The sequence below is a fragment of the Streptomyces sp. NRRL S-455 genome, from assembly GCF_000717875.1.
GTDB lineage: Bacteria > Actinomycetota > Actinomycetes > Streptomycetales > Streptomycetaceae > Streptomyces.
The window spans coordinates 1-20578 of sequence record NZ_JOCT01000050.1; the positions used below are offsets into that span (position 1 = coordinate 1).

20 protein-coding genes and 1 pseudogene are annotated in these 20578 nt (G+C 71.3%); 14 read left to right on the forward strand and 7 right to left on the reverse strand.

What is annotated here, in order from left to right:
- Positions 1 to 65 precede the first annotated feature (65 nt).
- Positions 66 to 1157 carry an amidohydrolase family protein gene (locus IE97_RS0137380; protein ID WP_030251843.1) on the reverse strand — a complete coding sequence of 364 codons (1092 nt, stop codon included), beginning with the start codon at positions 1155 to 1157 and terminating at the stop codon, positions 66 to 68.
- Between the two features lie 119 nt (positions 1158 to 1276).
- Here IE97_RS0137380 and IE97_RS0137385 point away from each other — a divergent pair, with 119 nt between their 5' ends.
- From IE97_RS0137385 to thpD, 6 genes and pseudogenes are all read left to right on the forward strand, one after another.
- Complete coding sequence (locus IE97_RS0137385; protein ID WP_030251847.1) at positions 1277 to 2377, forward strand: pyridoxal-phosphate-dependent aminotransferase family protein; 1101 nt, start codon at positions 1277 to 1279, stop codon at positions 2375 to 2377.
- Positions 2378 to 2615: 238 nt separating this feature from the next.
- Positions 2616 to 3155 (forward strand): DinB family protein, encoded by a 540-nt coding sequence (locus IE97_RS0137390; protein ID WP_030251851.1) that lies wholly within the window; start codon positions 2616 to 2618, stop codon positions 3153 to 3155.
- A 339-nt stretch (positions 3156 to 3494) separates the two neighbouring features.
- A complete protein-coding gene (gene ectA, locus IE97_RS0137395) occupies positions 3495 to 4001 on the forward strand; it encodes a diaminobutyrate acetyltransferase (RefSeq protein ID WP_030251854.1) in 507 nt (168 codons plus the stop codon).
- Between the two features lie 53 nt (positions 4002 to 4054).
- The gene (gene ectB / locus IE97_RS0137400) at positions 4055 to 5326 is read left to right on the forward strand and encodes a diaminobutyrate--2-oxoglutarate transaminase (RefSeq protein ID WP_030251857.1); all 1272 of its coding nucleotides are present in this window, start codon (positions 4055 to 4057) and stop codon (positions 5324 to 5326) included.
- A gap of 42 nt (positions 5327 to 5368) precedes the next feature.
- On the forward strand, positions 5369 to 5767 hold the full coding sequence (locus IE97_RS0137405) for an ectoine synthase (protein WP_030251860.1): 399 nt from the start codon (positions 5369 to 5371) through the stop codon (positions 5765 to 5767).
- A gap of 6 nt (positions 5768 to 5773) precedes the next feature.
- Positions 5774 to 6583: pseudogene (gene thpD / locus IE97_RS41185) on the forward strand (ectoine hydroxylase); the annotation flags it as partial.
- Positions 6584 to 6625: 42 nt separating this feature from the next.
- On the opposite strand, the gene IE97_RS0137415 reads toward thpD, so the two are convergent.
- The 5 genes from IE97_RS0137415 to IE97_RS0137435 all read right to left on the reverse strand — a co-directional run bounded on the left by IE97_RS0137415 (position 6626) and on the right by IE97_RS0137435 (position 11347).
- The gene (locus IE97_RS0137415; protein WP_030251864.1) at positions 6626 to 7678 is read right to left on the reverse strand and encodes an aminotransferase class V-fold PLP-dependent enzyme; all 1053 of its coding nucleotides are present in this window, start codon (positions 7676 to 7678) and stop codon (positions 6626 to 6628) included.
- A gap of 96 nt (positions 7679 to 7774) precedes the next feature.
- Complete coding sequence (locus tag IE97_RS0137420; protein ID WP_030251866.1) at positions 7775 to 8488, reverse strand: DsbA family oxidoreductase; 714 nt, start codon at positions 8486 to 8488, stop codon at positions 7775 to 7777.
- A 72-nt stretch (positions 8489 to 8560) separates the two neighbouring features.
- The gene (locus IE97_RS0137425; RefSeq protein ID WP_030251869.1) at positions 8561 to 9064 is read right to left on the reverse strand and encodes a GNAT family N-acetyltransferase; all 504 of its coding nucleotides are present in this window, start codon (positions 9062 to 9064) and stop codon (positions 8561 to 8563) included.
- Between the two features lie 45 nt (positions 9065 to 9109).
- Complete coding sequence (locus IE97_RS0137430; RefSeq protein WP_030251871.1) at positions 9110 to 9718, reverse strand: DUF1349 domain-containing protein; 609 nt, start codon at positions 9716 to 9718, stop codon at positions 9110 to 9112.
- Between the two features lie 99 nt (positions 9719 to 9817).
- A complete protein-coding gene (locus IE97_RS0137435) occupies positions 9818 to 11347 on the reverse strand; it encodes an aldehyde dehydrogenase (NADP(+)) (RefSeq protein WP_078603539.1) in 1530 nt (509 codons plus the stop codon).
- A gap of 120 nt (positions 11348 to 11467) precedes the next feature.
- Here IE97_RS0137435 and IE97_RS0137440 point away from each other — a divergent pair, with 120 nt between their 5' ends.
- From IE97_RS0137440 to IE97_RS0137465, 6 genes are all read left to right on the forward strand, one after another.
- Entirely contained in the window at positions 11468 to 12241 is a 774-nt protein-coding gene (locus IE97_RS0137440; RefSeq protein ID WP_030251877.1) for an IclR family transcriptional regulator, read from the forward strand.
- A 3-nt stretch (positions 12242 to 12244) separates the two neighbouring features.
- The gene (locus IE97_RS0137445) at positions 12245 to 12715 is read left to right on the forward strand and encodes a GNAT family N-acetyltransferase (protein ID WP_030251881.1); all 471 of its coding nucleotides are present in this window, start codon (positions 12245 to 12247) and stop codon (positions 12713 to 12715) included.
- 81 nt (positions 12716 to 12796) lie between these two features.
- Complete coding sequence (locus IE97_RS0137450; protein ID WP_030251885.1) at positions 12797 to 13804, forward strand: hypothetical protein; 1008 nt, start codon at positions 12797 to 12799, stop codon at positions 13802 to 13804.
- Positions 13801 to 15063, forward strand: coding sequence for a sensor histidine kinase (locus tag IE97_RS0137455; RefSeq protein WP_037845396.1), 1263 nt, complete (start codon positions 13801 to 13803; stop codon positions 15061 to 15063). Before IE97_RS0137450 ends, IE97_RS0137455 begins: the two co-directional genes overlap by 4 nt.
- A 10-nt stretch (positions 15064 to 15073) precedes the next feature.
- Positions 15074 to 15736: a response regulator gene (locus tag IE97_RS0137460; RefSeq protein ID WP_030251893.1), complete on the forward strand. Its 663-nt coding sequence runs from the start codon at positions 15074 to 15076 to the stop codon at positions 15734 to 15736.
- A gap of 75 nt (positions 15737 to 15811) precedes the next feature.
- On the forward strand, positions 15812 to 17269 hold the full coding sequence (locus tag IE97_RS0137465; protein WP_030251897.1) for a peptidoglycan D,D-transpeptidase FtsI family protein: 1458 nt from the start codon (positions 15812 to 15814) through the stop codon (positions 17267 to 17269).
- A 74-nt stretch (positions 17270 to 17343) separates the two neighbouring features.
- Here IE97_RS0137465 and IE97_RS0137470 read toward each other — a convergent pair whose 3' ends face one another.
- Positions 17344 to 18801 carry an NCS2 family permease gene (locus tag IE97_RS0137470; RefSeq protein WP_030251902.1) on the reverse strand — a complete coding sequence of 486 codons (1458 nt, stop codon included), beginning with the start codon at positions 18799 to 18801 and terminating at the stop codon, positions 17344 to 17346.
- Between the two features lie 268 nt (positions 18802 to 19069).
- Here IE97_RS0137470 and IE97_RS0137475 point away from each other — a divergent pair, with 268 nt between their 5' ends.
- Together IE97_RS0137475 and IE97_RS0137480 are read left to right on the forward strand one after the other, a co-directional pair.
- Positions 19070 to 19669, forward strand: coding sequence for a SigE family RNA polymerase sigma factor (locus tag IE97_RS0137475; RefSeq protein ID WP_030251905.1), 600 nt, complete (start codon positions 19070 to 19072; stop codon positions 19667 to 19669).
- Positions 19666 to 20511, forward strand: coding sequence for a hypothetical protein (locus IE97_RS0137480; RefSeq protein ID WP_030251909.1), 846 nt, complete (start codon positions 19666 to 19668; stop codon positions 20509 to 20511). The genes IE97_RS0137475 and IE97_RS0137480 overlap by 4 nt, the downstream gene beginning before the upstream one ends.
- Positions 20512 to 20578 lie beyond the last annotated feature (67 nt).

A 20578-nucleotide genomic window follows, 5' to 3' on the forward strand; every position in this document is an offset into this window, starting at 1 on the left:
GCCCCAGCCCCAGCCCCAGCCAGGCTGCTCGCGGGTGCGGGCGTTCCCCGTGGTCGCCCTCGGGGTCAGCCGACCACGCGGCCGTTCAGCACCACCCGGCGCGGGGCCCCCAGCACGCGGACGTCCGCCCGCGGGTCCTCGTCGTAGACGACGAGGTCGGCGGGGGCGCCCTCCTCCAGGCCGGGGCGGCCGAGCCAGGCCCGGGCCGTCCAGGTGCCCGCCGCCAGGGCCTCGACGGGCGGGATGCCCGCGGTGACCAGTTCGGCGACCTCGGCTGCCGCGAGGCCGTGGGCGAGTCCGCCGCCGGCGTCGGTGCCGACGAAGACGGGGATACCGGCGTCGTAGGCGTTCCGGACGGTGTCGTAGCGGCGTTCGTGGAGCCGGCGCATATGGGCCGACCAGCGTGGGAACTTGCTCTCACCGCCGTCGGCGAGCTGCGGGAAGGTCGCGATGTTGACCAGAGTCGGGACGATGGCGACGCCCCGCTCCGCGAACAGCGGGATCAGGTCCTCGGTCAGGCCCGTCGCGTGTTCGACGCAGTCGATGCCCGCCTCGACCAGATCCTGGAGGGAGTCCTCCGAGAAGCAGTGCGCGGTGACCCGGGCACCCAGGCGGTGCGCCTCCGCGATCGCCGCCTCGACCGCCCCGCGGGGCCAGCAGGCCGACAGGTCGCCGAGGTCGCGGTCGATCCAGTCGCCGACCAGCTTCACCCAGCCGTCACCGCGCCGGGCCTCCTGGGCGACGTAGGCGACCAGGTCCTCCGGCTCGATCTCCCAGGCGTAGTTGCGGATGTAGCGGCGGGTGCGGGCGATGTGCCGCCCGGCGCGGATGATCTTCGGCAGGTCGTCGCGGTCGTCCACCCACCTGGTGTCGGAGGGCGAGCCCGCGTCACGGATCAGCAGCGTGCCCGCGTCCCGGTCGGTCAGTGCCTGCTTCTCGGCGACGTCCTGCGGGACCGCCCCGTGCCGGTCGAGCCCCACGTGGCAGTGCGCGTCGACGAGGCCGGGCAGGGCCCAGCCCACGACCGTGCGGACGTCGCGGACGCCGGCCGGACGGTCGTAGGAGACGCGGCCGTCGACCACCCACAGCTCGTCCCGGACGTCCTCGGGCCCCACGAGCACCCGACCCTTCACGTGCAGCACCGCGCGATCGTTCATGCTCCGCACCTTAGTGAGGCGCCGGGCGCGCCCCGCAAGGGGCGGGTGGCCCGGCAGGGCGGCGATACCCGGCGGTTACCCTCGATGCCGTTGCCCCCGTGAGTGAAGAGAGCCCCACCGTGACGCATCCGTTTCTGGACCTGGCCCCGCTCGGCGCGGACCGCTTCGCCGCGATCGAGGACCGTGTGGCGCGGCTGCTGAGCACCGAGCAGGACGTGGTGATCATGCAGGGTGAGGCGTTGCTGCCGCTGGAGGGCGCGATCCGCGCCACGGCCGGTCCGGGCACGACCGCGCTGAACGTCATCACCGGCCCGTACGGGCAGACCTTCGGCGACTGGCTGCGGGACTGCGGCGCCACGGTCGTCGATCTGGCGGTGCCGTTCCACACGGCGGTCACGGCCGAGCAGATCCGGCAGGCCTTCACCGAGCACCCGGAGATCGACTTCGTGTCCCTGGTGCACGCGGAGGCCGCGACCGGCAACACCAACCCGGTCGCGGAGATCGGCGAGGTGGTGCGGGCGCACGGGGCGCTGTTCTACCTGGACGCGGTGGCGTCGATCGGTGCCGAGCCGGTGCTGCCGGACGCGTGGGGCGTGGACCTGTGCGTCATCGGGGCGCAGAAGGCGATGGGCGGGCCGGCCGGGGTGTCCGCGGTGTCGGTGAGCGAGCGGGCCTGGGCCCGGATGGCGGCGAACCCGAAGGCGCCGCGGCGGTCGTACCTGTCGCTCCTCGACTGGAAGGAGCGGTGGATCGACGGCGGCCGCAAGGCGCTGCTGCACGCGCCGGCGCAGCTGGAGATGCTGGCGCTGGAGGCGTGTGTGGAGCGGATCGAGGGGGTGGGGCTGGACGCCGTGATGGCCCGGCACGCGTCCGCCGCGGCGGCCACGCGGGCCGGGGCCGTCGCGCTGGGTGGCGGCCTGGAGCCGTACGTGTACGAGGCAGGGGACGCGGCGCCGGTCGCCACGACGCTGCGGGTGCCCTCGGGTGCGGTGGCGTCCGAGGTGGTGGCGAGGGCGCTGGAGGCGGATCCGGCGGTACCGGTCGCGGCCGGCGGGGGCGCGCTGGCCAAGGAGATGATCCGGGTCAACCACTACGGCGCCGATGCGACGCGTGGGGCTGTGCGAGCGAGTCTGGCGGCGCTCGGGGTGGCGTTGGCCGAGCGGGGGCTGACGGTCGATGTGGAGGGGGCGCTGCGGGCCGTGGAGGGCGCCTGGCGGTAGTCGGGGCTGATGCCGCCGGGGCGTCGCTCTCGCTCCGGCCCGGACGGCCTCGTCCCCGGACGCCGGGACAGGCCAGGACGTGCCGGCGTACCGACGTCCCAGACGGCCCTTGACGTCGCCGGCACCGACGGTGACGGCACGGCGACGGTCGAGGCGGTCCGGCGTCCCGGCGGTCCGGCGTGCCGGTCGGCGACGTGCGGCGCGGGCCGCTGTCAGAGGCCCGTGCCATGCTCACCGCATGACCACTGACACATCTGCCGACAGCCCCCGGTCCCTCCCCGACGGCCGCCCCGTACCCCACCTCACCGGCGATGAGCGCGCCATGCTCGAGAGCTGGCTCGACTTCCACCGGGCCACACTGGAGCTGAAGTGCGCCGGGCTGGACGACGCGCAGGTGCGGGTCGCCTCGGCGGAGCCGTCGCAGCTGACGCTGCTCGGCCTGGTGCAGCACCTGGCCGAGGTCGAGCGGAACTGGTTCCAGAGGGTGGCCGCCGGCGTCGACGTGCCCCCCGTGTTCGAGGACCCGACCGGGTACGCCCTGGATCCCGCTCGAGGTCTCGACGAGGCACTCGGCATCTGGCGGCGGGAGATCGCGCGGGGACGGGAGCTGTGCGCCGGGCTGCCGCTGGACCACGTCGGGCGGGTCCCCGAAGGGCCCGTGCCCGGGATGGAGGTCAGCATGCGGTGGGTGCTCATTCACATGATCGAGGAGTACGCCCGGCACAACGGCCACGCCGATCTCCTGCGGGAACGCATCGACGGAGTGACCGGCGCCTGAATTGCTCATGGCCTCCGCAGCTTCGCATATGTAAGCTGGCACACAATTAAGATTTCCTTCAAGAATAGCTTCCCGTATTCTTCTGCCCGCTTTCCCCGGTCCTAAACGCGCAGATTTTGAGGACACTTCGCGGGCTAATTCCGGCAGATCTCGTGGGGGTTACATGGCTGTGACGCGTTACACACCGTGACCGCTTTGCCCGGTATTTCCCGGGCAAAGCCTGGCATACCGCCCCCCTTTCGCGTGAGCCTTCGCGCCCGCGTGATAACACAGACCAGGCTCATATGTAACCCCGATCGACGATGCAATTTTGAATTTCGCTGGGTAAGTTCAATTTGCATGACTGCCGTACAAGCAGATCCGCAAATCGATCGCCCCACGACGGCTGACGGAGCCGCACTGTGGCGGATGGCCAAGGACTCCAAGGTTCTCGACCTGAACTCGTCCTACAGCTATCTGCTGTGGTGCCGCGACTTCGCGGCCACGTCGGCCGTCGCACGTGACGAACACGGCGAGCCGATGGGCTTCATCACCGGGTACGTGCGGCCGGACAGCCCGCACACCCTGCTGGTGTGGCAGGTGGCGGTGGACGAGGCACATCGCGGGCGCGGCCTGGCCGCCACGCTGCTCGACGGTCTGGTCGCGCGCACGGTCGCCGAGCGCGGGGTGACCACGGTGGAGACCACCATCACCCCGGGCAACACGGCCTCGGAGCGCCTGTTCACGTCGTTCGCCGAGCGTCACGGCGCCCGGCTGGAGCGCGAGGTGCTGTTCGACACCGGCCTGTTCCCCGACGGGCCGCACGACCCCGAGGTCCTGTACCGCATCGGCCCCCTGCCCCACTGACTTCCCACCCCGACTCCCGCAGACTTCCCCCACGTACCGAGGAGCGATTCGTCGTGACCATCACCCAGCCCGACCTGAGTGTCTTCGAGACCGTTGAGTCCGAGGTGCGCAGCTACTGCCGCGGCTGGCCCACCGTCTTCGACCGCGCGGTGGGCAGCCGCATGTACGACGAGGACGGCCACGAGTACCTCGACTTCTTCGCCGGAGCGGGGTCACTGAACTACGGGCACAACAACCCGGTCCTGAAACGCGCCCTGATCGACTACCTGGAGCGCGACGGCGTCACGCACGGGCTCGACATGTCGACCACCGCCAAGCGCACGTTCCTGGAGGCCTTCCAGAACTTGCTGCTGCGCCCGCGTGACCTGCCGTACAAGGTCATGTTCCCCGGCCCGACCGGCACCAACGCGGTGGAGTCCGCGCTGAAGCTGGCGCGGAAGGTGAAGGGACGCGAGGCGATCGTGTCGTTCACCAACGCCTTCCACGGCATGTCGCTGGGCTCGCTGGCCGTGACCGGCAACGCCTTCAAGCGGGCCGGCGCCGGTATCCCGCTGGTGCACGGGACGCCGATGCCGTTCGACAACTACTTCGACGGCACCGTCGAGGACTTCCTGTGGTTCGAGCGGCTCCTGGAGGACCAGGGCTCCGGCCTCAACAAGCCCGCCGCCGTGATCGTCGAGACGGTCCAGGGCGAGGGCGGCATCAACGTGGCCCGGGCCGAGTGGCTGCGCGCCCTGTCCGAGCTGTGCGAGCGGCAGGACATGCTGCTGATCGTCGACGACATCCAGATGGGCTGCGGCCGTACCGGCGCCTTCTTCTCCTTCGAGGAGGCGGGCATCACGCCGGACATCGTCACCGTCTCCAAGTCGATCAGTGGCTACGGCCTGCCCATGTCGCTGTGCCTGTTCAAGCCGGAGCTCGACATCTGGGAGCCGGGCGAGCACAACGGCACCTTCCGCGGCAACAACCCGGCCTTCGTCACGGCCACCGCGGCCCTGGAGACGTACTGGGCCGACGGTTCCGCGATGGAGAAGCAGACCCGCAAGCGCGGCGAGCAGGTCGAGCAGGCGATGATCTCCATCACCGAGGAGAACCTGGCCGACGTGAAGGAGTACCGGGGCCGCGGCCTGGTGTGGGGCCTGGAGTTCCACGACAAGGCCCGCGCCGGCAAGGTCGCCAAGCGTGCCTTCGAGCTCGGACTGCTGATCGAGACGTCCGGCCCCGAGAGCGAGGTCGTGAAACTGCTCCCCGCCCTCACCATCACCCCCGAGGAACTGGACGAGGGCCTGACGACGCTGGCACGCGCCGTCCGCGAGACCGCCTGACCAAGCACACCGCACCACTCATCTAGGAGGCATCGCAGCACCGTGATTGTCCGTTCGTTCAAGGAGATCGAAGGTACCGACCGGCACGTGAAGTCGGCGTCCGGTACGTGGGAGAGCAAACGCATCGTCCTCGCCAAGGAGAAGGTCGGCTTCTCCCTGCACGAGACGATCCTGTACGCGGGTACGGAGACGTCGATGTGGTACGCGAACCACATCGAGGCCGTCGTCTGCGTGGAGGGCGAGGCCGAGCTGACCGACCACGAGACCGGGCAGTCCTACACCATCACGCCCGGGACCATGTACCTCCTGGACGGGCACGAGAAGCACACGTTGCGGATCAAGAAGGACTTCCGCTGCCTCTGCGTCTTCAATCCGCCCGTGACCGGACGGGAGGACCACGACGAGAACGGCGTTTACCCGCTGCTCACCGAGGAGGTGTGACGTTTCATGACCGCCACCACCGACACCATCACCGGTATCCCGGACCTCTACCCCAGCCGCGGGGCCACCGAGGTGCTGACCCCGCGCCAGGACCCGGTCGTCTGGGGCGCTCCCGACGCCCCCGGCCCGGTCGCGCCGGCCGACCTGCTGTCCTTCGAGCGTGACGGCTTCCTCGCCATCGACGAGCTGATCACCGACGACGAGGTCGCCGTCTACCGGAACGAGCTGAACCGGCTGGTGAACGACGAGGACATCCGTGCCGACGAGCGGTCGATCGTCGAGCCGAAGTCCCAGGAGATCCGCTCGGTCTTCGAGGTGCACAAGATCAGCGAGGTGTTCGCCAAGCTGGTCCGTGACGAGCGGGTCGTCGGCCGGGCGCGGCAGATCCTCGGCTCGGACGTCTACGTCCACCAGTCGCGGATCAACGTCAAGCCGGGGTTCGGCGCCAGTGGTTTCTACTGGCACTCGGACTTCGAGACGTGGCATGCCGAGGACGGTCTGCCGCGGATGCGCACGGTGTCGGTGTCGATCGCGCTGACCGAGAACTACGACACCAACGGCGGACTCATGATCATGCCGGGGTCGCACAAGACGTTCCTCGGGTGCGCGGGGGCCACGCCGAAGGACAACTACAAGAAGTCGCTGCAGATGCAGGACGCGGGCACGCCGTCCGACGAGGCGCTGACCCGGTTCGCCACCGAGCACGGCATCAAGTTGTTCACGGGCAGGGCCGGTTCGGCGACCTGGTTCGACTGCAACTGCATGCACGGCTCCGGCGACAACATCACGCCGTTCCCGCGCAGCAACGTCTTCATCTGGGGCCTCCTCGTGTGGGACGGGAGGCCCCACCCGGTTCTGTCATGCGGACAGCACGTCCAGCAGACGGTCCACGTCCGCGGGAGTGTTGTAGAGGTGGAACGCGGCCCGCAGATTGCCCGCCCGGTCGGACACCTCGATGCCCGCGCTGCTCAGTTCGCCCTGCCGGTGGCCGAGCCCCGGGACGGACACGATCGCCGAGCCCGGGGCGGGCACCGGCTCGTGGCCCAGCTCGGCGAGGCCGACGCGGAAGCGGTCCGCGAGAGCGACGTCGTGGGCGTGCACGACGTCGACGCCGATCTCCTCGATGAGCTCCAGCGAGGCACGCAGCCCGGCATAGGTGAAGAGGGACGGGCTGACGTCGAACCGCCGTGCGGAGTGGGCGAGTTCCTCGACGGGGCCGTAGCAGCTCTCCCAGGGAAGCTCACCGGCGACCCAGCCGGCGAGCAGCGGTGAGAGCCCCCCGAAGTCCCGTGGGACGACGAAGAACGTCGCCCCGTGCGGCCCCAGGAGCCACTTGAAGCCGACGGCGGCGAGGAAGTCGTCCGCGTCGGCCTCCATCGGCAGCCAGCCGGCCGACTGGGAGGCGTCGACGTAGGTGCGGGCTCCGTGCTCCCGGGCCGCCTCCCGCACGGCCGGCAGGTCGGCGAGCCGGCCGTCGGCGGACTGGGCGGCGCTGACCGCGACGAGCGCGGTGCCGGGGCGGACGGACTCGGCGAGCCGCTCCAGTGGCACGGCACGCACCTTGAGGTCGTCGCGCACGTGGAAGGGGTTCACCAGGGAGGAGAAGTCGCCCTCCGCCGTGAGGACTTCGGCGCCGGCGGGCAGCGAGGCGGCGATCAGTCCACCGTACTCGGCGACCGAGGCGCCCGTGGCGACCCGCTCGACCGGCACACCCGCCAGCCGGGCGAAGGACGCGCGGGCGGTTTCCACGTTCTCGTACAGGGGACCCAGGGGCACACCCTCGGCCCGCATCCGCACCGCCTGGTTCATGGCGGTGACGGTGCGGGCGGGCAGGAGCCCGTTGCTCGCGGTGTTCAGGTAGGTGTGCTTCGGGGCGAACTCGGCACGGACGAGGTTCTCGAAGGTCTCCATGGGACCACTCTGCGGCCCCGGGATCTCCCCGTCCATTGCCGATTTCTGCGCGATGTCGCTAAGGAGCACTTATGGATGCGCCCTGACCTGCGGTTTTCAGTGCTGGGGCACGGCACAGCCGTCCGGGCCACAGGCATCCGCGTCGCCGCTGTCCACGATCGTCAGGGACGCGCGCTCGCCGTACGCCTGGGCCAGGGCCCGGGCGAAGACCTCGGCGGGCTGCGCCCCGGAGACGCCGTACGTGCGGTCGAGCACGAAGAACGGCACACCACTCGCGCCGAGCTGCGCGGCCTCCCGCTCGTCGGCCCGGACCTCGGCGGCGTAGGCGTCGGGATCGGCGAGCACGCCACGGACGGCGTCCGCTTCCAGACCGGCGGCCACGGCGAGCTCCACGAGCCGTTCGTCGTCACCGAAAACAGAGCGCTCCTCGGCGAAGTTGGCCCGGTACAGCAGGTCGAGCAGCCGCTCCTGGCGGCCCTGCTCCTTGGCGAGGTGGAGCAGCCGGTGCATGTCGAAGGTGCTGCCGTGGTCACGGCCGCGGGTGCGGTAGTCCAGCCCCTCGGCGGCGGCCTGCGCGCCCAGGTTGTCCTCACCGGCCTCGGCCTGCGCCTCGCTCATCCCGTACTTCCTGGTGAGCATCGTGATCACGGGCTGGATGTCGTCCTTGGCGCGGCCCGGGTCCAGTTCGAAGGAGCGGTGCACCACCTCGACCTCGTCGCGGTGCGGGAAGTCCCGCAGCGCCTTCTCGAAGCGGGCCTTGCCCACGTAGCACCAGGGGCAGGCGATGTCGCTCCAGATCTCGACGCGCATTCTCGGCTCTCCAGCTCGTACGGGATACGGAGGCTCCCTCCGCCGGGTAGCTGAACGTTCAAGCAGCTCGTTTCATTCCGCGGGGACCGAAAGGCGCAGGCACCGGTGGTGGCCCCCCTCGGCGGGCGGATTCCGCGGATCCTGGGTCCAGCCCTGACGGGCGTAGAAGGACTGCGCCCGCACGTTGTCGACGTGCACGTCCAGGACGGCCGTCCGCTTGCCGTCGGCCTTCCACTCCTCGACGCAGGCCGTGTGCAGTTCGGTACCCGCGCCACGGCGCCAGTGACCGGGGTCGATGTGGAACTGGAAGAGCTTCACCGTGTCGGCCGGATCACCCTCCGGGGTGCGGAACGAGGCCAGGCCGATCATGCGGCCCGCCTCGACGGCGCACAGCACCCGGCCGTCCGGCCGCGTGAGGGCGCTCCGCCAGGAGGCGAGCCAGTCGGTGCCGTCCTGCGGCAGCCCGTCGGGGTAGTACGTCGCCCGGGCCCGCGCGTGCAGCGCGACGACGTCCGCCACCTCGGCGGGCAGAGCGGTACGGATCACGCGGCCGGGAGTCACTCGGTTGCTGATCATGGCATGGTGGACGTGCCCTGCCGGGACGCGGTTCCCGCCCGGGTCTCAGCTGCCGTCCCGCAGATCATCCGGCCAGTTCGGCCTGAACTCGATGTGGTCGTACGTCACCACGCACCCCTCCCCCATCGGGGACTGGGTCATGAAGCCGACGAGGGCCGCGCCCGTCTCCTTCTCGTCGCCGAGGGTGAAGAGGCGGACGAAGGTCCAGCGTTCGCCGTCGCGGGAGGCGTGGAAGGCGAAGGCGCGGCCCGTGCGGCTGACCCGCAACCAGACGGAACTGCCGTCCACCGTGAAGGAGTTGGCGTCGTCGGAGTGGCCCCGAGTGACGACCGTGCAGACGGTGGGCACGTCCGGGGAGTACTCCAGGCAGAGCTTGGCCCAGGACCGCTCCCCGACGTGGACGTAGAGCACCCCGGCGTCGAAGGCCGCACCGAACCCGACCGTGACCTTCGCGATCAGCTGGAAATCCCCTTCGGGAGCCCCGAGCAGCCGCGGCGCGTCGGAAGCGGGGTCCAGCGCCTCCCCGGTGGGCGGCACGAACCGGTCCTGCCGGGGCCCGGCCCACCCGGTGAGCACCCCGTCCTCGTAGGACCAATGAGCGTCTGGCCCGTAAGAGCGCAGGGGGAAAGGGAGTTCGGGGAGTTCGAGATCCATTCGGCCAAGTGTTTCAGGTCCGCCCCTCAGGGGCGCGGGGAACCGCGCGACTCGCCACGACGAACCGCGAGCCCGCAACTCACCGCACCCCGACGGGTGTTATCGCTCCAAACGCCCGTTGAACCGCCGCGGCAGCCCCAGCGGGTTCTCGTCCCGCAGCTCCGCGGGGAGCAACGCCGACGGCGTGTTCTGATACACGACGGGCCGCAGCCACCGCTCGATCGCCGTACCGCCCACCGACGTGGACGTCGATGTCGTCGCCGGGTACGGCCCACCGTGGTGCTGAGCCGGTGCGACGGCGACACCCGTCGGCCAGCCGTTGACCAGCACTCGACCGGCCAGCGGCGTCAGCTCCTGCAGCAGCTCCGCACCACGGCCCTGCCCGGCGGCCTCCTCCTCGGACAGCTGCACCGTCGCGGTCAGGTTGCCCGGCAGACGCGACAGCACCGCCTTCACCTCGGCCTCGTCCTCGTAGCGGGCCACCACGGTGACCGGGCCGAAGCACTCCTCCAGCAGCAGGTCGTGCTCGCCCTCCGACGCCAGCCTGCTGGCCGGCACCGTGAGGAAGCCCGCGCTGACCGTGTGCTCGCCGCCCGCGCCGGGCGTGACCGGGGAGTCGACGTCGGGCAGCTGGGCGCGCTCGGCGACGCCGGCGACGAAGTTGTCGCGCATGCGGTGGTCGAGCAGCACCCCGGCGTCGGTGTCGCTGACGGCGTCGGTCAGCGACTTCAGCAGGGCGTCACCGGCGGCACCGGCCGGCGCGAGGACGAGGCCCGGCTTCACGCAGAACTGGCCGACGCCCAGCGTCATGGAACCGGCGAGGCCGGAGCCGATCGCCTCGGCCCGCTCGGCGGCGGCGGCCTCGGTGACGACGACCGGGTTCAGGGAGCCCAGCTCGCCGTGGAAGGGGATCGGCACGGGGCGGGCGGCCGCCGCGTCGAAGAGGGCGCGGCCACCGCGCACGGACCCGGTGAAGCCGGCCGCCGCGACCAGCGGGTGCTTGATCAGCTCGACACCCGCGTCGAAGCCGTGCACCAGGCCGACGACGCCCTCGGGGATGCCGTGGCGGGCGGCGGCGCGGCGCAGCATCTTGGCCACGTACTCCGACAGGGCCGGGTGGTCCGGGTGGGCCTTCACGACGACCGGGCAGCCGGCCGCCAGCGCGCTGGCGGTGTCGCCGCCGGCGACCGAGAAGGCGAAGGGGAAGTTCGACGCCGAGTAGACGGCGACGACACCCAGGGGCACCTTGTAGCGGCGCAGGTCCGGGATGGGCGGGGTCGCGGTGTCGTCGGGGTGGTTGATGACGACGTCGAGGAAGGCGCCCTCGTCGACGATGTCGGCGAAGGCCCGCAGCTGGTAGCAGGTGCGGGCGAGCTCGCCGGTCAGCCGGACCGGGCCGAGCGCGGTCTCGGCGTCGGCGGTCTCGACGAGGCCGTCCTTGGCCGCCTCCAGCTCGTCGGCGGCGGCGCGCAGGAAGGCGGACCGGACGGTGCGGTCGGCGAGCGCGTCCCGTACCTCGTGGGCGGCGAGGACGGCGGCGTCCACCTCCTGGGCTGTGGCCTCCACCGCAACCTGTTCACGCTGCTTCCCGGTTCGGGGGTCGACACTCCAGACTGGTGCTGCTGCCACCGCGGGTCCCTCCACGTGTATCTGGGTCATTCGCCAGGTCGTTCGATATACTGAACGCCGTCTCTGGTGATGAATATGCTGTTGGAGACTATTTCCCGTCGAACAAAGGGGTCAAGGGCGATGTCGGGTGCCGAGACAGGCGGCGGGGCACAGGTCAAGTCCGCGGTACGGACCGTTGAACTGCTGGAATACTTCGCTGGGCGTCCCGGTATGCACTCGCTCGCGGCGGTCCAGGAGGCCGTCGGGTATCCCAAGTCCAGCCTCTACATGCTGCTGCGCACGCTCGTCGAACTGGGCTGGGTGGAGACGGACGCGACGGGCACGCGGTACGGCATCGGCGTGCGCGCGCTGCTGGTCGGCACGTCGTACATCGACGGCGACGAGGTGGTCGCGGCGGCCCGCCCGACCCTGGACCGGCTCTCCGACGACACCACGGAGACGATCCACCTGGCCCGCCTGGACGGCACGAACGTCGTCTACCTCGCCACCCGCCAGTCGCAGCACTACCTGCGCCCCTTCACCCGGGTCGGCCGCCGTCTGCCCGCGCACTCCACGTCCCTCGGCAAGGCGCTGCTGAGCACCTACTCGGACGAGCAGGTGCGCAAGATGCTCCCGGAGACACTGCCCGCGCTGACCGAGCACACGATCACCGACCGGGAGAAGCTCATCGAGGAGCTGCGCCAGGTGCGGGAGCAGGGCTTCGCCGTGGACCGCGAGGAGAACACGCTGGGGTTGCGCTGCTTCGGGGTGGCGATCCCGTACCGCACTCCGGCGCGGGACGCGATCAGCTGCTCGGTGCCGGTGGCCCGGCTGACCCCCGCGCACGAACAGCTGGTGAAGGACGCCCTGTTCGACGCCCGGGACCGGCTGACACTGGCCACCCGTAGGCTCTGAGGCATGAACGTCGAGCTGCGCGAGGTGCATGACAGCGATCTGCCGGTCTTCTTCCGGCAGATGAACGACCCCGAGGCGCTCCACATGGCGGCCTTCACCCCCGAGGACCCGTCCGACCGGGATGCCTTCGACGCCCACTGGGCGAAGATCCGGTCCTCGTCCGCCGAGGTCCGCACGGTCCTCGCCGACGGTGACGTGGTCGGCAGCACGGCGGTGTACGGGGAGCCGGGCGAGCGCGAGGTGACCTACTGGATCGACCGGGCGTACTGGGGGAAGGGCATCGCCACGGCGGCGCTGCGGGCCCTGCTGGCGGAGGTGCCCGAGCGCCCCCTCTACGCGCGGGCGGCTTCGGACAACGCCGGGTCGCTGCGCGTCCTGGAGAAGTGCGGGTTCGACGCCGTGGCGTCGGCCCGGGGGTATGCCCGCGCCCGGGGCGCCGAGATCGACGAGACGGTGCTGATCCTGGAGGGCTGAGCGGCGTCTCCCCCGTCCGGCGGAGACGGATCGTCTCCCTGCGGGACGCACCGTCCGCCTCCGGCGCGGGAGCGTGATCGCATGACGCAGCCCCTCGCCCCCTCCCCGACCCCGGTCCCCGCCGTTCGCCTCGGCCGCCCCCGGCGTCTGCTCCGTGCCGTCGCCGTCCTCTCCTGCCTGCCGTACCTCGGTCTCAAGGCCGCCTGGATCGCCGGGAGCCACATCGGTATCCCCGAGGGGAGCGGACTGCTCGACGACCGCGTGGGCATGGCCGTGATCAATGGCATCTCCGTACTGCTGGACAGCGCGGTCGTCGTGCTGGCGCTGGTGCTGACCGGGCCGTGGGGGCTGCGGGTGCCGGCCTGGCTGCTGGCGTTCCCCGTGTGGGTCGCCACCGGGCTGCTCGCGCCGATCATGGCCGGATTCCCGGCACAGCTCGTCGTGCGGGCGTTCGGGAGCGATGCCACGCCGGGCCCGAAGCACCAGCCCTTCCTCCACGAGTGGGTCTTCACCGTCGTGTACACGGGGTTCATCCTGCAAGGGCTCGCTCTGGGAGCCCTGTTCGTGCTCTACGCCCGCGACCGCTGGGGGCACTTGTGGCGCGGGCGGGTGCGGGAACTGCCCGCGGCCGTCGTCGGTCCGGCCCACCGCGCCCTCGCCGTCGCCGCCGCCGTGCTCGCCCTGCTGCCTCTCACCCTCCACCTGCTGTGGGCCTGCGGCGTCACCGCCGGGCTCAGCGAGGGCCGGGCGGCGGACCGGGGCGCTGACTTCCACGTCCTGGAAGCCGTGCACGTGGCGTCTCTCCTCGCGGCCGTGGCCGGCGGGCTGCTGCTGGCCTTCCGGCGCGGCCGGGTCCTGCCCGTCGCCGTGCCGCTCGGGCTGGCCTGGGTCGGCTCCGGGGCCGTGGCCTGCTGGGGCGGCTGGCTGTCGCTCGCCTCCCTGGGCGGCGTGGAGAACGTCACGGATCGTCCGACGCCGCTGATGAACCTCGCCTACGCTGGCCAGATGCTCGTCGGCCTGCTCGTCGCCGCCATCGGCGCCTACTGGTTCGCGGAGCGCTCGGCCAGGGCCGCAGGGCGGGCGGCGTGATCGCGGTCGCCCGGTTGCTGTTCGGCCGGCGGGCGCGTCTGCGCTGGGTCCATCTGATACTCGGCGGCGCACTCGCCATGCCGTACTTCCTCGTCGGGTCGGTGTTCATCGGCCCGGTCACGGGCTCCACCGACGTCTTCGGGTCCCTTCCTCTGCAACTCGCCTCCTTCGCCGTGGGCCTGCCGCTCGCCGCCGTCTCGTCCCTGTTCCCGCTGGCCCGGCCGCTGGAGTCCGCGGGCGTGCGCTGGCTGTGCGACGTCGGCACGGACCGGATCGCCTCGGGACCGGCCCGGACGTGGGGCGAGAGGGGCCGTACCGCGGCCTGGTTCACGCTGCATCTCGGGTTCGGCGGCATCATCGCGGGGGCGTCGCTGGCCCTGCCGCCGTTCGCCGCCGTGCTGATCGTCCTGCCGGTCTTCGCGGGACTGCGCGACCCCCGGCTCGGGTTGCCCGAAGTCTTCGACCACGCCTGGGCGTTGGCACTCTCCCCGGTCGCGGGTGCCGCCTCGCTCATCGCCCTGGCCGGCTGCGCGGCCGGCTGCGGAGCACTGCTGGCCCGCTGGGCGCCGGTGCTCCTCGGTCCCACGCCCGAGGACCGGCTCGCCGCCGCCGAGGCACGCGCCGCCGACCTCGCCGTACGCAACCGGCTGGCACGGGAACTGCACGACTCCGTCGGCCACGCCCTGAGCGCGGTCACCCTCCAGGCGAGCGCCGCACGCCGCGTGCTCGCCTCCGACCCGGAGTTCGTCCGCGAGGCCCTCGCAGCGATCGAGGACACGACCCGGCGTACCGTCGGCGAGCTCGACGCCGTCCTGGGCGTGCTGCGCGAGGGCGACGCCCCCGGCACGGCCCCGGCGCCGACCCTCGCCGACGACCTCGACGGCCTGCTGCGCCGTACCCGGGCGGGCGGACACCGGGTGACGGCCACGGTCGAGGCCGACCCGGAGGCGCTGCCCACGCTGCTGTCGCGCGAGGCGTACCGGATCGTGCAGGAGGGGCTGAGCAATGCCCTCAGACACTCCGGCGACCGGGTAGCGGTGGATGTGCGCATCGCGGTGGCGGCGGGGCAGCTGGACATCTCCGTGGAGAATCCGCTGAGCGGTTCCGCGTTCCCCCGACCCGGCGGCGGCCATGGCCTGCGCGGCGTCGCGGACCGGGTCAGGCTGCTGGGCGGGACCGTGACGGCCGGACCGACGGCCGCACAGACCTGGCGGCTGCACACGCGCCTGCCGATGACGCCGATGAAGGGCCCGCGATGAAAGGACCCGCATGACCCCACCGACGCCCGTCCGTGTCGTCCTCGCCGACGACGAGCGCATGGTCCGCAGCGCGCTGCGCGCCATCGTCTCCGCCGAGCCGGACCTGGAGGTGGTGGGTGAGGCGGCCACCGGCGCCGAGGCCGTGTCGGTGGTACGGGAGCTGCGGCCGGACGTCGTCCTCATGGACGTCCGGATGCCGGAGACCGACGGCATCCGCGCCACCGAGCAGATCCTCGCCACACTGGACGAGCCGCCCCGGATCGTCGTCGTGACCACGTTCGAGAACGACTCCTACGTATACGACGCGCTGCGCGCCGGAGCCGCCGGGTTCCTGCTGAAGCGGGCGGAGGCGGACGCGCTGGTGCAGGCGGTCCGGCTGGTGGCGCGCAGCGACAGCCTGCTGTTCCCGGCGGCCGTCCGCACCCTCGCGACCCAGCACGCCCGCGCTCACCCGGCGCCGCCCGCCTGGGTGGCGAAGCTCACGGCCCGCGAGCGGGAGGTCCTGCGGCACATGGCGGACGGGCTGACGAACGCGGAGATCGCCCGCCGGATGGAGGTCGGCCCGGCCACGGTGAAGTCGCACGTCGCGGCGGTCCTGGCCAAGACGGGCACCCGGGACCGCACGCAGGCGGTCATCGCGGCGTACGAGGCGGGCTTTCTCAACAACGGGTGAGAAAACCGGGCCACGGCATGAGAGAACCGGACGGGCGGGAACGATCCGCCCACGCGGCTCGTCTGCATGTTCGGGATGAACAAGACGATCAGGCGCGCATCGGTCTTCACGCTGCTGCTGGTGTTGGCCCTGCTGGGCAGGGCGACCTGGGTGCAGTTCTACGAGGGCCGGGCGCTCGCAGACGGCAAGGACAACCGGCGGAACGCGATTCTGACGTACTCGGCGCCGCTCGGGAACATCATCGTGGGCGGCCGGTCGGTCACCGGCTCGGCGCCGACGAAGACGGGCGACCTCAGGTACAAGCGCACGTACACGGACGGCGAGCTGTACGCGGCGGTCACGGGATACGCCTCGCAGGCGTACGCGCCGACCCAGCTGGAGGGCATCTACACGGACCTCCTCAACGGCACGGACAGCCGGCTGAAGTCGGTGATGGACACCGTCACCAACCAGCGGGCCGCCCCGGGCAGCGTGGTGACGACGATCGACCCGGACGTGCAGAAGGCGGCGTACGACGCGCTCGGTGACAAGAAGGGCGGCGCCGTCGCCATCGATCCGAGGACCGGGAGGATCCTCGCGGTCGTGTCGACCCCGTCGTACGACCCGTCGTCGCTGACGGACGCCAACACGGCGGGGGCGGCCTGGAAGAAGCTGACCAGCGACCCGGAGAAGCCGCTGACCAACCGGGCGCTGCGGCAGCCGCTGCCGCCCGGCTCGACGTTCAAGCTGGTCGTGGCGGCGGCCGCGCTGGAGGACGGGCTGTACTCCTCGGTGGACGAGAAGACCGACAGTCCGAACCCGTACCCGCTGCCGGGCACGACCAGGGCACTGGACAACGAGAATCCGAGTGCCCCCTGTGCGGACGCCTCGATCCGGGTGGCGCTCCAGTACTCCTGCAACAACGTCTTCGGGAAGATGGCCGTCGACCTGGGCCAGGACAAGGTGAGGGCGATGGCCGAGAAGTTCGGCTTCAACGACGACAAGCTGGATGTGCCGGTCCGGGCCTACCCGAGCGTGTACCCGTCGGACATGCACCCGTCGGAGACCGCGCTGACGGGCATCGGCCAGTTCGACGTCACGGCGACGCCGCTCCAGATGGCCATGGTGTCGGCAGCCATAGCAAACGGCGGCAAGCTGGTTTCGCCGCATATGGTTTCGCAGATCACCGACAGCGGCGGCGATGTGTTGCAGGACTACGACGACGACGCGGGCGGCAAGGAGATCGTCAGCTCCTCGACCGCCGAGCAGTTGCGGTCGGCGATGCAGACCGTGGTGGACAAGGGCACGGGCACGAACGCCCAGGTCCCGGGCGCCACCGTGGGCGGCAAGACGGGTACGGCCCAGCACGGCGAGAACAACAGCCGGGTGCCGTACGCCTGGTTCACCTCGTACGGCGAGTCCGGCTCGTCGGACAAGGAGGTCGCCGTGGCGGTCGTCATCGAGCAGTCGAACGCGGCCCGCTCGGAGGTCAGCGGCAACGGCCTGGCGGCGCCGGTCGCCAAGGCGATGATGGAAGCGGCCCTGAAGGACTGAACCCGGGCCGCGTGAAAGCCGTCTGTAGAGACGAGACGGGCCGCCCCCATCCCCCCGGAGGCGGCCCGGCCTCGTTACTTGGCTCCGAGGAGCTGCTCGATGGGGTCGATCGCGAAGTACACGAGGAACAGCGCCGCGGTCCCCCACAGCAGCCAGTGGACCTCCCTGGCCTTGCCGAGCACGGTCTTGATGACGACGTACGCGAGGAAGCCGGCGCCGATCCCGTTGGTGATGGAGTAGGTGAACGGCATCACGGCGATGGTGAGGAAGGCCGGGACGGCGACGTCGTACCGGTCCCAGTCGATGTGCTTGACCTGGGTCATCATCAGGAAGCCCACGGCGACCAGCGCCGGGGCGGCGGCCTGCAGCGGGACGATGGTGAGCAGCGGGGTCAGGAACAGCGCGAGGCCGAACAGGCCGCCGGTGACGAGGTTGGAGAAGCCGGTGCGCGAGCCCTCGCCGACGCCGGCCGCCGACTCGATGTAGGAGGTCGCCGAGGAGGCGGAGGCCGCGCCGCCCGCGACCGCCGCGGCGCCGTCGATCAGCAGCACCCGGCCCAGGTTCGGGACCTTGCCCTCCTCGTCCAGCAGCCCGGCCTCGGCGCTGATGCCGACGACCGTGCCCATGGTGTCGAAGAAGTCGGACAGGATCAGCGTGAAGACCAGCAGGACGACGGTGATCACACCGACGCCGGGGGCGCTGAACGCGCCGAACAGGTCGAAGTCGCCGACGAGGCCGAAGTCCGGAGCGTCGACGAGCTGGTCGGGCCACGACGGGGTGGTCAGGCCCCAGGACTTGATGTCGGCCATGGAATTGATCACTATCGCCACGGCGGTCATCGTGACGATACTGATCAGGATGGCGCCCTTGACCCTGCGGGCGAGCAGGGCGATCGTCAGCAGGACACCGAGGCAGAAGACGAGCATCGGCCATCCCGTGAGGGTGCCGGTGCCGCCCAGCTGGACCGGCACGGTGGTGTTCGCGGCGTCCGGGATGCGGCTGACGAACCCGGCGTCGACGAAGCCGATGAAGGCGATGAACAGGCCGATGCCGACGCTGATCGCCTGCTTGAGCGGCTGGGGTATGGCGTGCATGACGGCCTCGCGCAGACCGGTCACCACCAGCACACAGATCAGCAGGCCTTCGAGGACGATCAGGCCCATCGCGTCGTCCCAGCTCATCAGCGGGGCGATCTGGAAGGCGACCACGGCGTTGAGGCCGAGTCCGGCGGCGAGCGCGAGGGGCAGGTTGCCGGCCACGCCCATGATGATCGTCATGACGGCGGCCACCAGGGCGGTGGCCGTGGTGAGCTGGACGGCGTCCAGCTGGTGCCCGAACTTGTCCTTGGCGCTGCCCAGGATGATGGGATTCAGGACAAGGATGTAGGCCATCGTGAAGAAGGTGGCGAAGCCGCCACGGATCTCCCGGCCGAAGGTGGAGCCCCGCTCGGAGATCCTGAAGAACCGGTCGACGCTGTTCACCGGGGGTGGTGCGGCGGTCGGCCGGTCGGTCACCTGCTGCGGTTCGGACATGACACGTGCTCCTTGATGCCGGGGTGATCGGTGTGCGGATGCTGGCTGGATTGTCCCTGCGTTGAACCACGTTCAGGTTTTCTTCGTGTAACGGAATCAGAGTCCGGCCTGCCAACCGCCGTTCGAAGCTCCGTACGAACCGTCCCGAGGATCGCTGCTACGCTTCCCGATCTCGTCCGGGCCTCCCCCGGATGATCACATGTCATCTACATGACACTCACGGCACCCGGCCGGGAGTGCCCGAAGCCGCTGCGAGGAGAGGTCGCCCGTGGGCACTGTCGTCGACGACGCCGCCTCCGTGGAGTTCCACGCCTTCTTCGAGCGCCACTACGCCGAACTGTCCCGGCTCGCCCACCTGCTGACGGGCGAGCCGGACACCGCCGACGATCTCGCGGCGGACGCGTTACTGGCGCTGTGGCACCGCTGGGACCGGGTACGGGCCGCCGACCATCCGGCGGCGTACGCCCGCGGTGTGGTCGCCAACCTGGCCCGCACCCGTATCCGCAGCGCGATGCGCGAGCGGCGGCGTATCGCCCTGTTCTGGTCGCAGCGCGAGGAGAACACCGAGAACCCGGACGTCGCGGGTGTGGTCGACGTCCAGGAGGCGCTGCGCGGGCTGCCGTTCCGCAAGCGGGCCTGTGTGGTGCTGCGGCACGCCTTCGACCTCTCGGAGAAGGACACCGCGCTCGCCCTCGGCATCTCGGTCGGTACGGTGAAGAGCCAGACCTCGAAGGGGATGGCGGAACTCCAGCGACTGCTGGGCACACAGGGAGTGCCGCAGCGGATGCGCGCGGCACTGGGCGCGCCCCGTTGCTCGCCCGCCGTGGAGGGAGTGCGCACCGGTAAGGGCGGAGGGAGGGACCGATGACCATGCGGCGGGACGTGCACGAGGAGTTGTGCGCCCGGCTGCACGAGGCGGCCGGGGCGCACGAGCCCGACCGGGAGCGCATCCTGGCCCGGGTCGAGCGCGGCATGGCCGGTCCGGAGGGTTCCGGCCACCGTGCGCGTCCGCCGGTGCTCGGGTGGATGCGGGTCGCGGGCGCGACGGCCGCGGTGGCGGGTGTGCTGGCGGTGGGCGGTTACGCGGTCGCGTCCGCGGTGCGGGAGGAGGCCGCCCCGCGGCAGCGGGAGGTGGCGACGTCACCCACCCCCACACCCACACCGTCGCCGGAGGCCACGAGCCGGGCCCCCGTGCCGCCGGTCGAGGAGACGCCGCCCGCCACACCGGAGCGGAGCGAGTCCGCCCCGTCCCCCTCGAGGAAGCCGAGCACCTCCGTCACCGGGCGGCCGCCCGCCGCCACCGAGGACGGGCCGCTGTGGTCGGACGGCTCGGTCGATCCGCACAGCAACGACTTCTGGGCGCAGAGCACCATCACCCTCAAGACCCGCGAGGAACTGACCGCGCTGACCGTGCGGTTGAGGATCGCGCAGACCGGCGGGGTCTCGAACGCCGGGGCGTGGCGGTCGCTGCCCGAGAACGACTTCACCCTCACGGTCGACGAGCGGGACGGTTTCGTGCTCTACACCTGGACCCTCAGGGAGGGCCGCGAGGTCCCGGCGGGCGAGTGGGTGTTCGCGGGGCAGTTCGACCACGACCGCGGCGGGCGTGACGCGGGCGCGGACCGCTACACCGTGACGGCCACGGCCGGTTCCGAGCGGCTGTCCGTGGGCGGCGGGTTCGCCGCGGTGGACGACGCCGAGGACGACTAGGGCCTGTCGTTTGGATCACGGCGCAGGGCATCGGCAGCGCTTGTCAGCGCCGGTGAGCGGGGCCTGG

Coding starts and splice junctions, on each gene's coding strand:
- IE97_RS0137380 (WP_030251843.1), bottom strand. CDS start 1,157: ATGAACGATCGCGCGGTGCTGCACGTGAAGGGTCGGGTGCTCGTGGGG.
- IE97_RS0137390 (WP_030251851.1), top strand. CDS start 2,616: ATGACCACTGACACATCTGCCGACAGCCCCCGGTCCCTCCCCGACGGC.
- ectA (WP_030251854.1), top strand. CDS start 3,495: ATGACTGCCGTACAAGCAGATCCGCAAATCGATCGCCCCACGACGGCT.
- IE97_RS0137415 (WP_030251864.1), bottom strand. CDS start 7,678: ATGGAGACCTTCGAGAACCTCGTCCGTGCCGAGTTCGCCCCGAAGCAC.
- IE97_RS0137420 (WP_030251866.1), bottom strand. CDS start 8,488: ATGCGCGTCGAGATCTGGAGCGACATCGCCTGCCCCTGGTGCTACGTG.
- IE97_RS0137425 (WP_030251869.1), bottom strand. CDS start 9,064: ATGATCAGCAACCGAGTGACTCCCGGCCGCGTGATCCGTACCGCTCTG.
- IE97_RS0137430 (WP_030251871.1), bottom strand. CDS start 9,718: ATGGATCTCGAACTCCCCGAACTCCCTTTCCCCCTGCGCTCTTACGGG.
- IE97_RS0137440 (WP_030251877.1), top strand. CDS start 11,468: ATGTCGGGTGCCGAGACAGGCGGCGGGGCACAGGTCAAGTCCGCGGTA.
- IE97_RS0137445 (WP_030251881.1), top strand. CDS start 12,245: ATGAACGTCGAGCTGCGCGAGGTGCATGACAGCGATCTGCCGGTCTTC.
- IE97_RS0137450 (WP_030251885.1), top strand. CDS start 12,797: ATGACGCAGCCCCTCGCCCCCTCCCCGACCCCGGTCCCCGCCGTTCGC.
- IE97_RS0137460 (WP_030251893.1), top strand. CDS start 15,074: ATGACCCCACCGACGCCCGTCCGTGTCGTCCTCGCCGACGACGAGCGC.
- IE97_RS0137465 (WP_030251897.1), top strand. CDS start 15,812: ATGAACAAGACGATCAGGCGCGCATCGGTCTTCACGCTGCTGCTGGTG.
- IE97_RS0137470 (WP_030251902.1), bottom strand. CDS start 18,801: ATGTCCGAACCGCAGCAGGTGACCGACCGGCCGACCGCCGCACCACCC.
- IE97_RS0137480 (WP_030251909.1), top strand. CDS start 19,666: ATGACCATGCGGCGGGACGTGCACGAGGAGTTGTGCGCCCGGCTGCAC.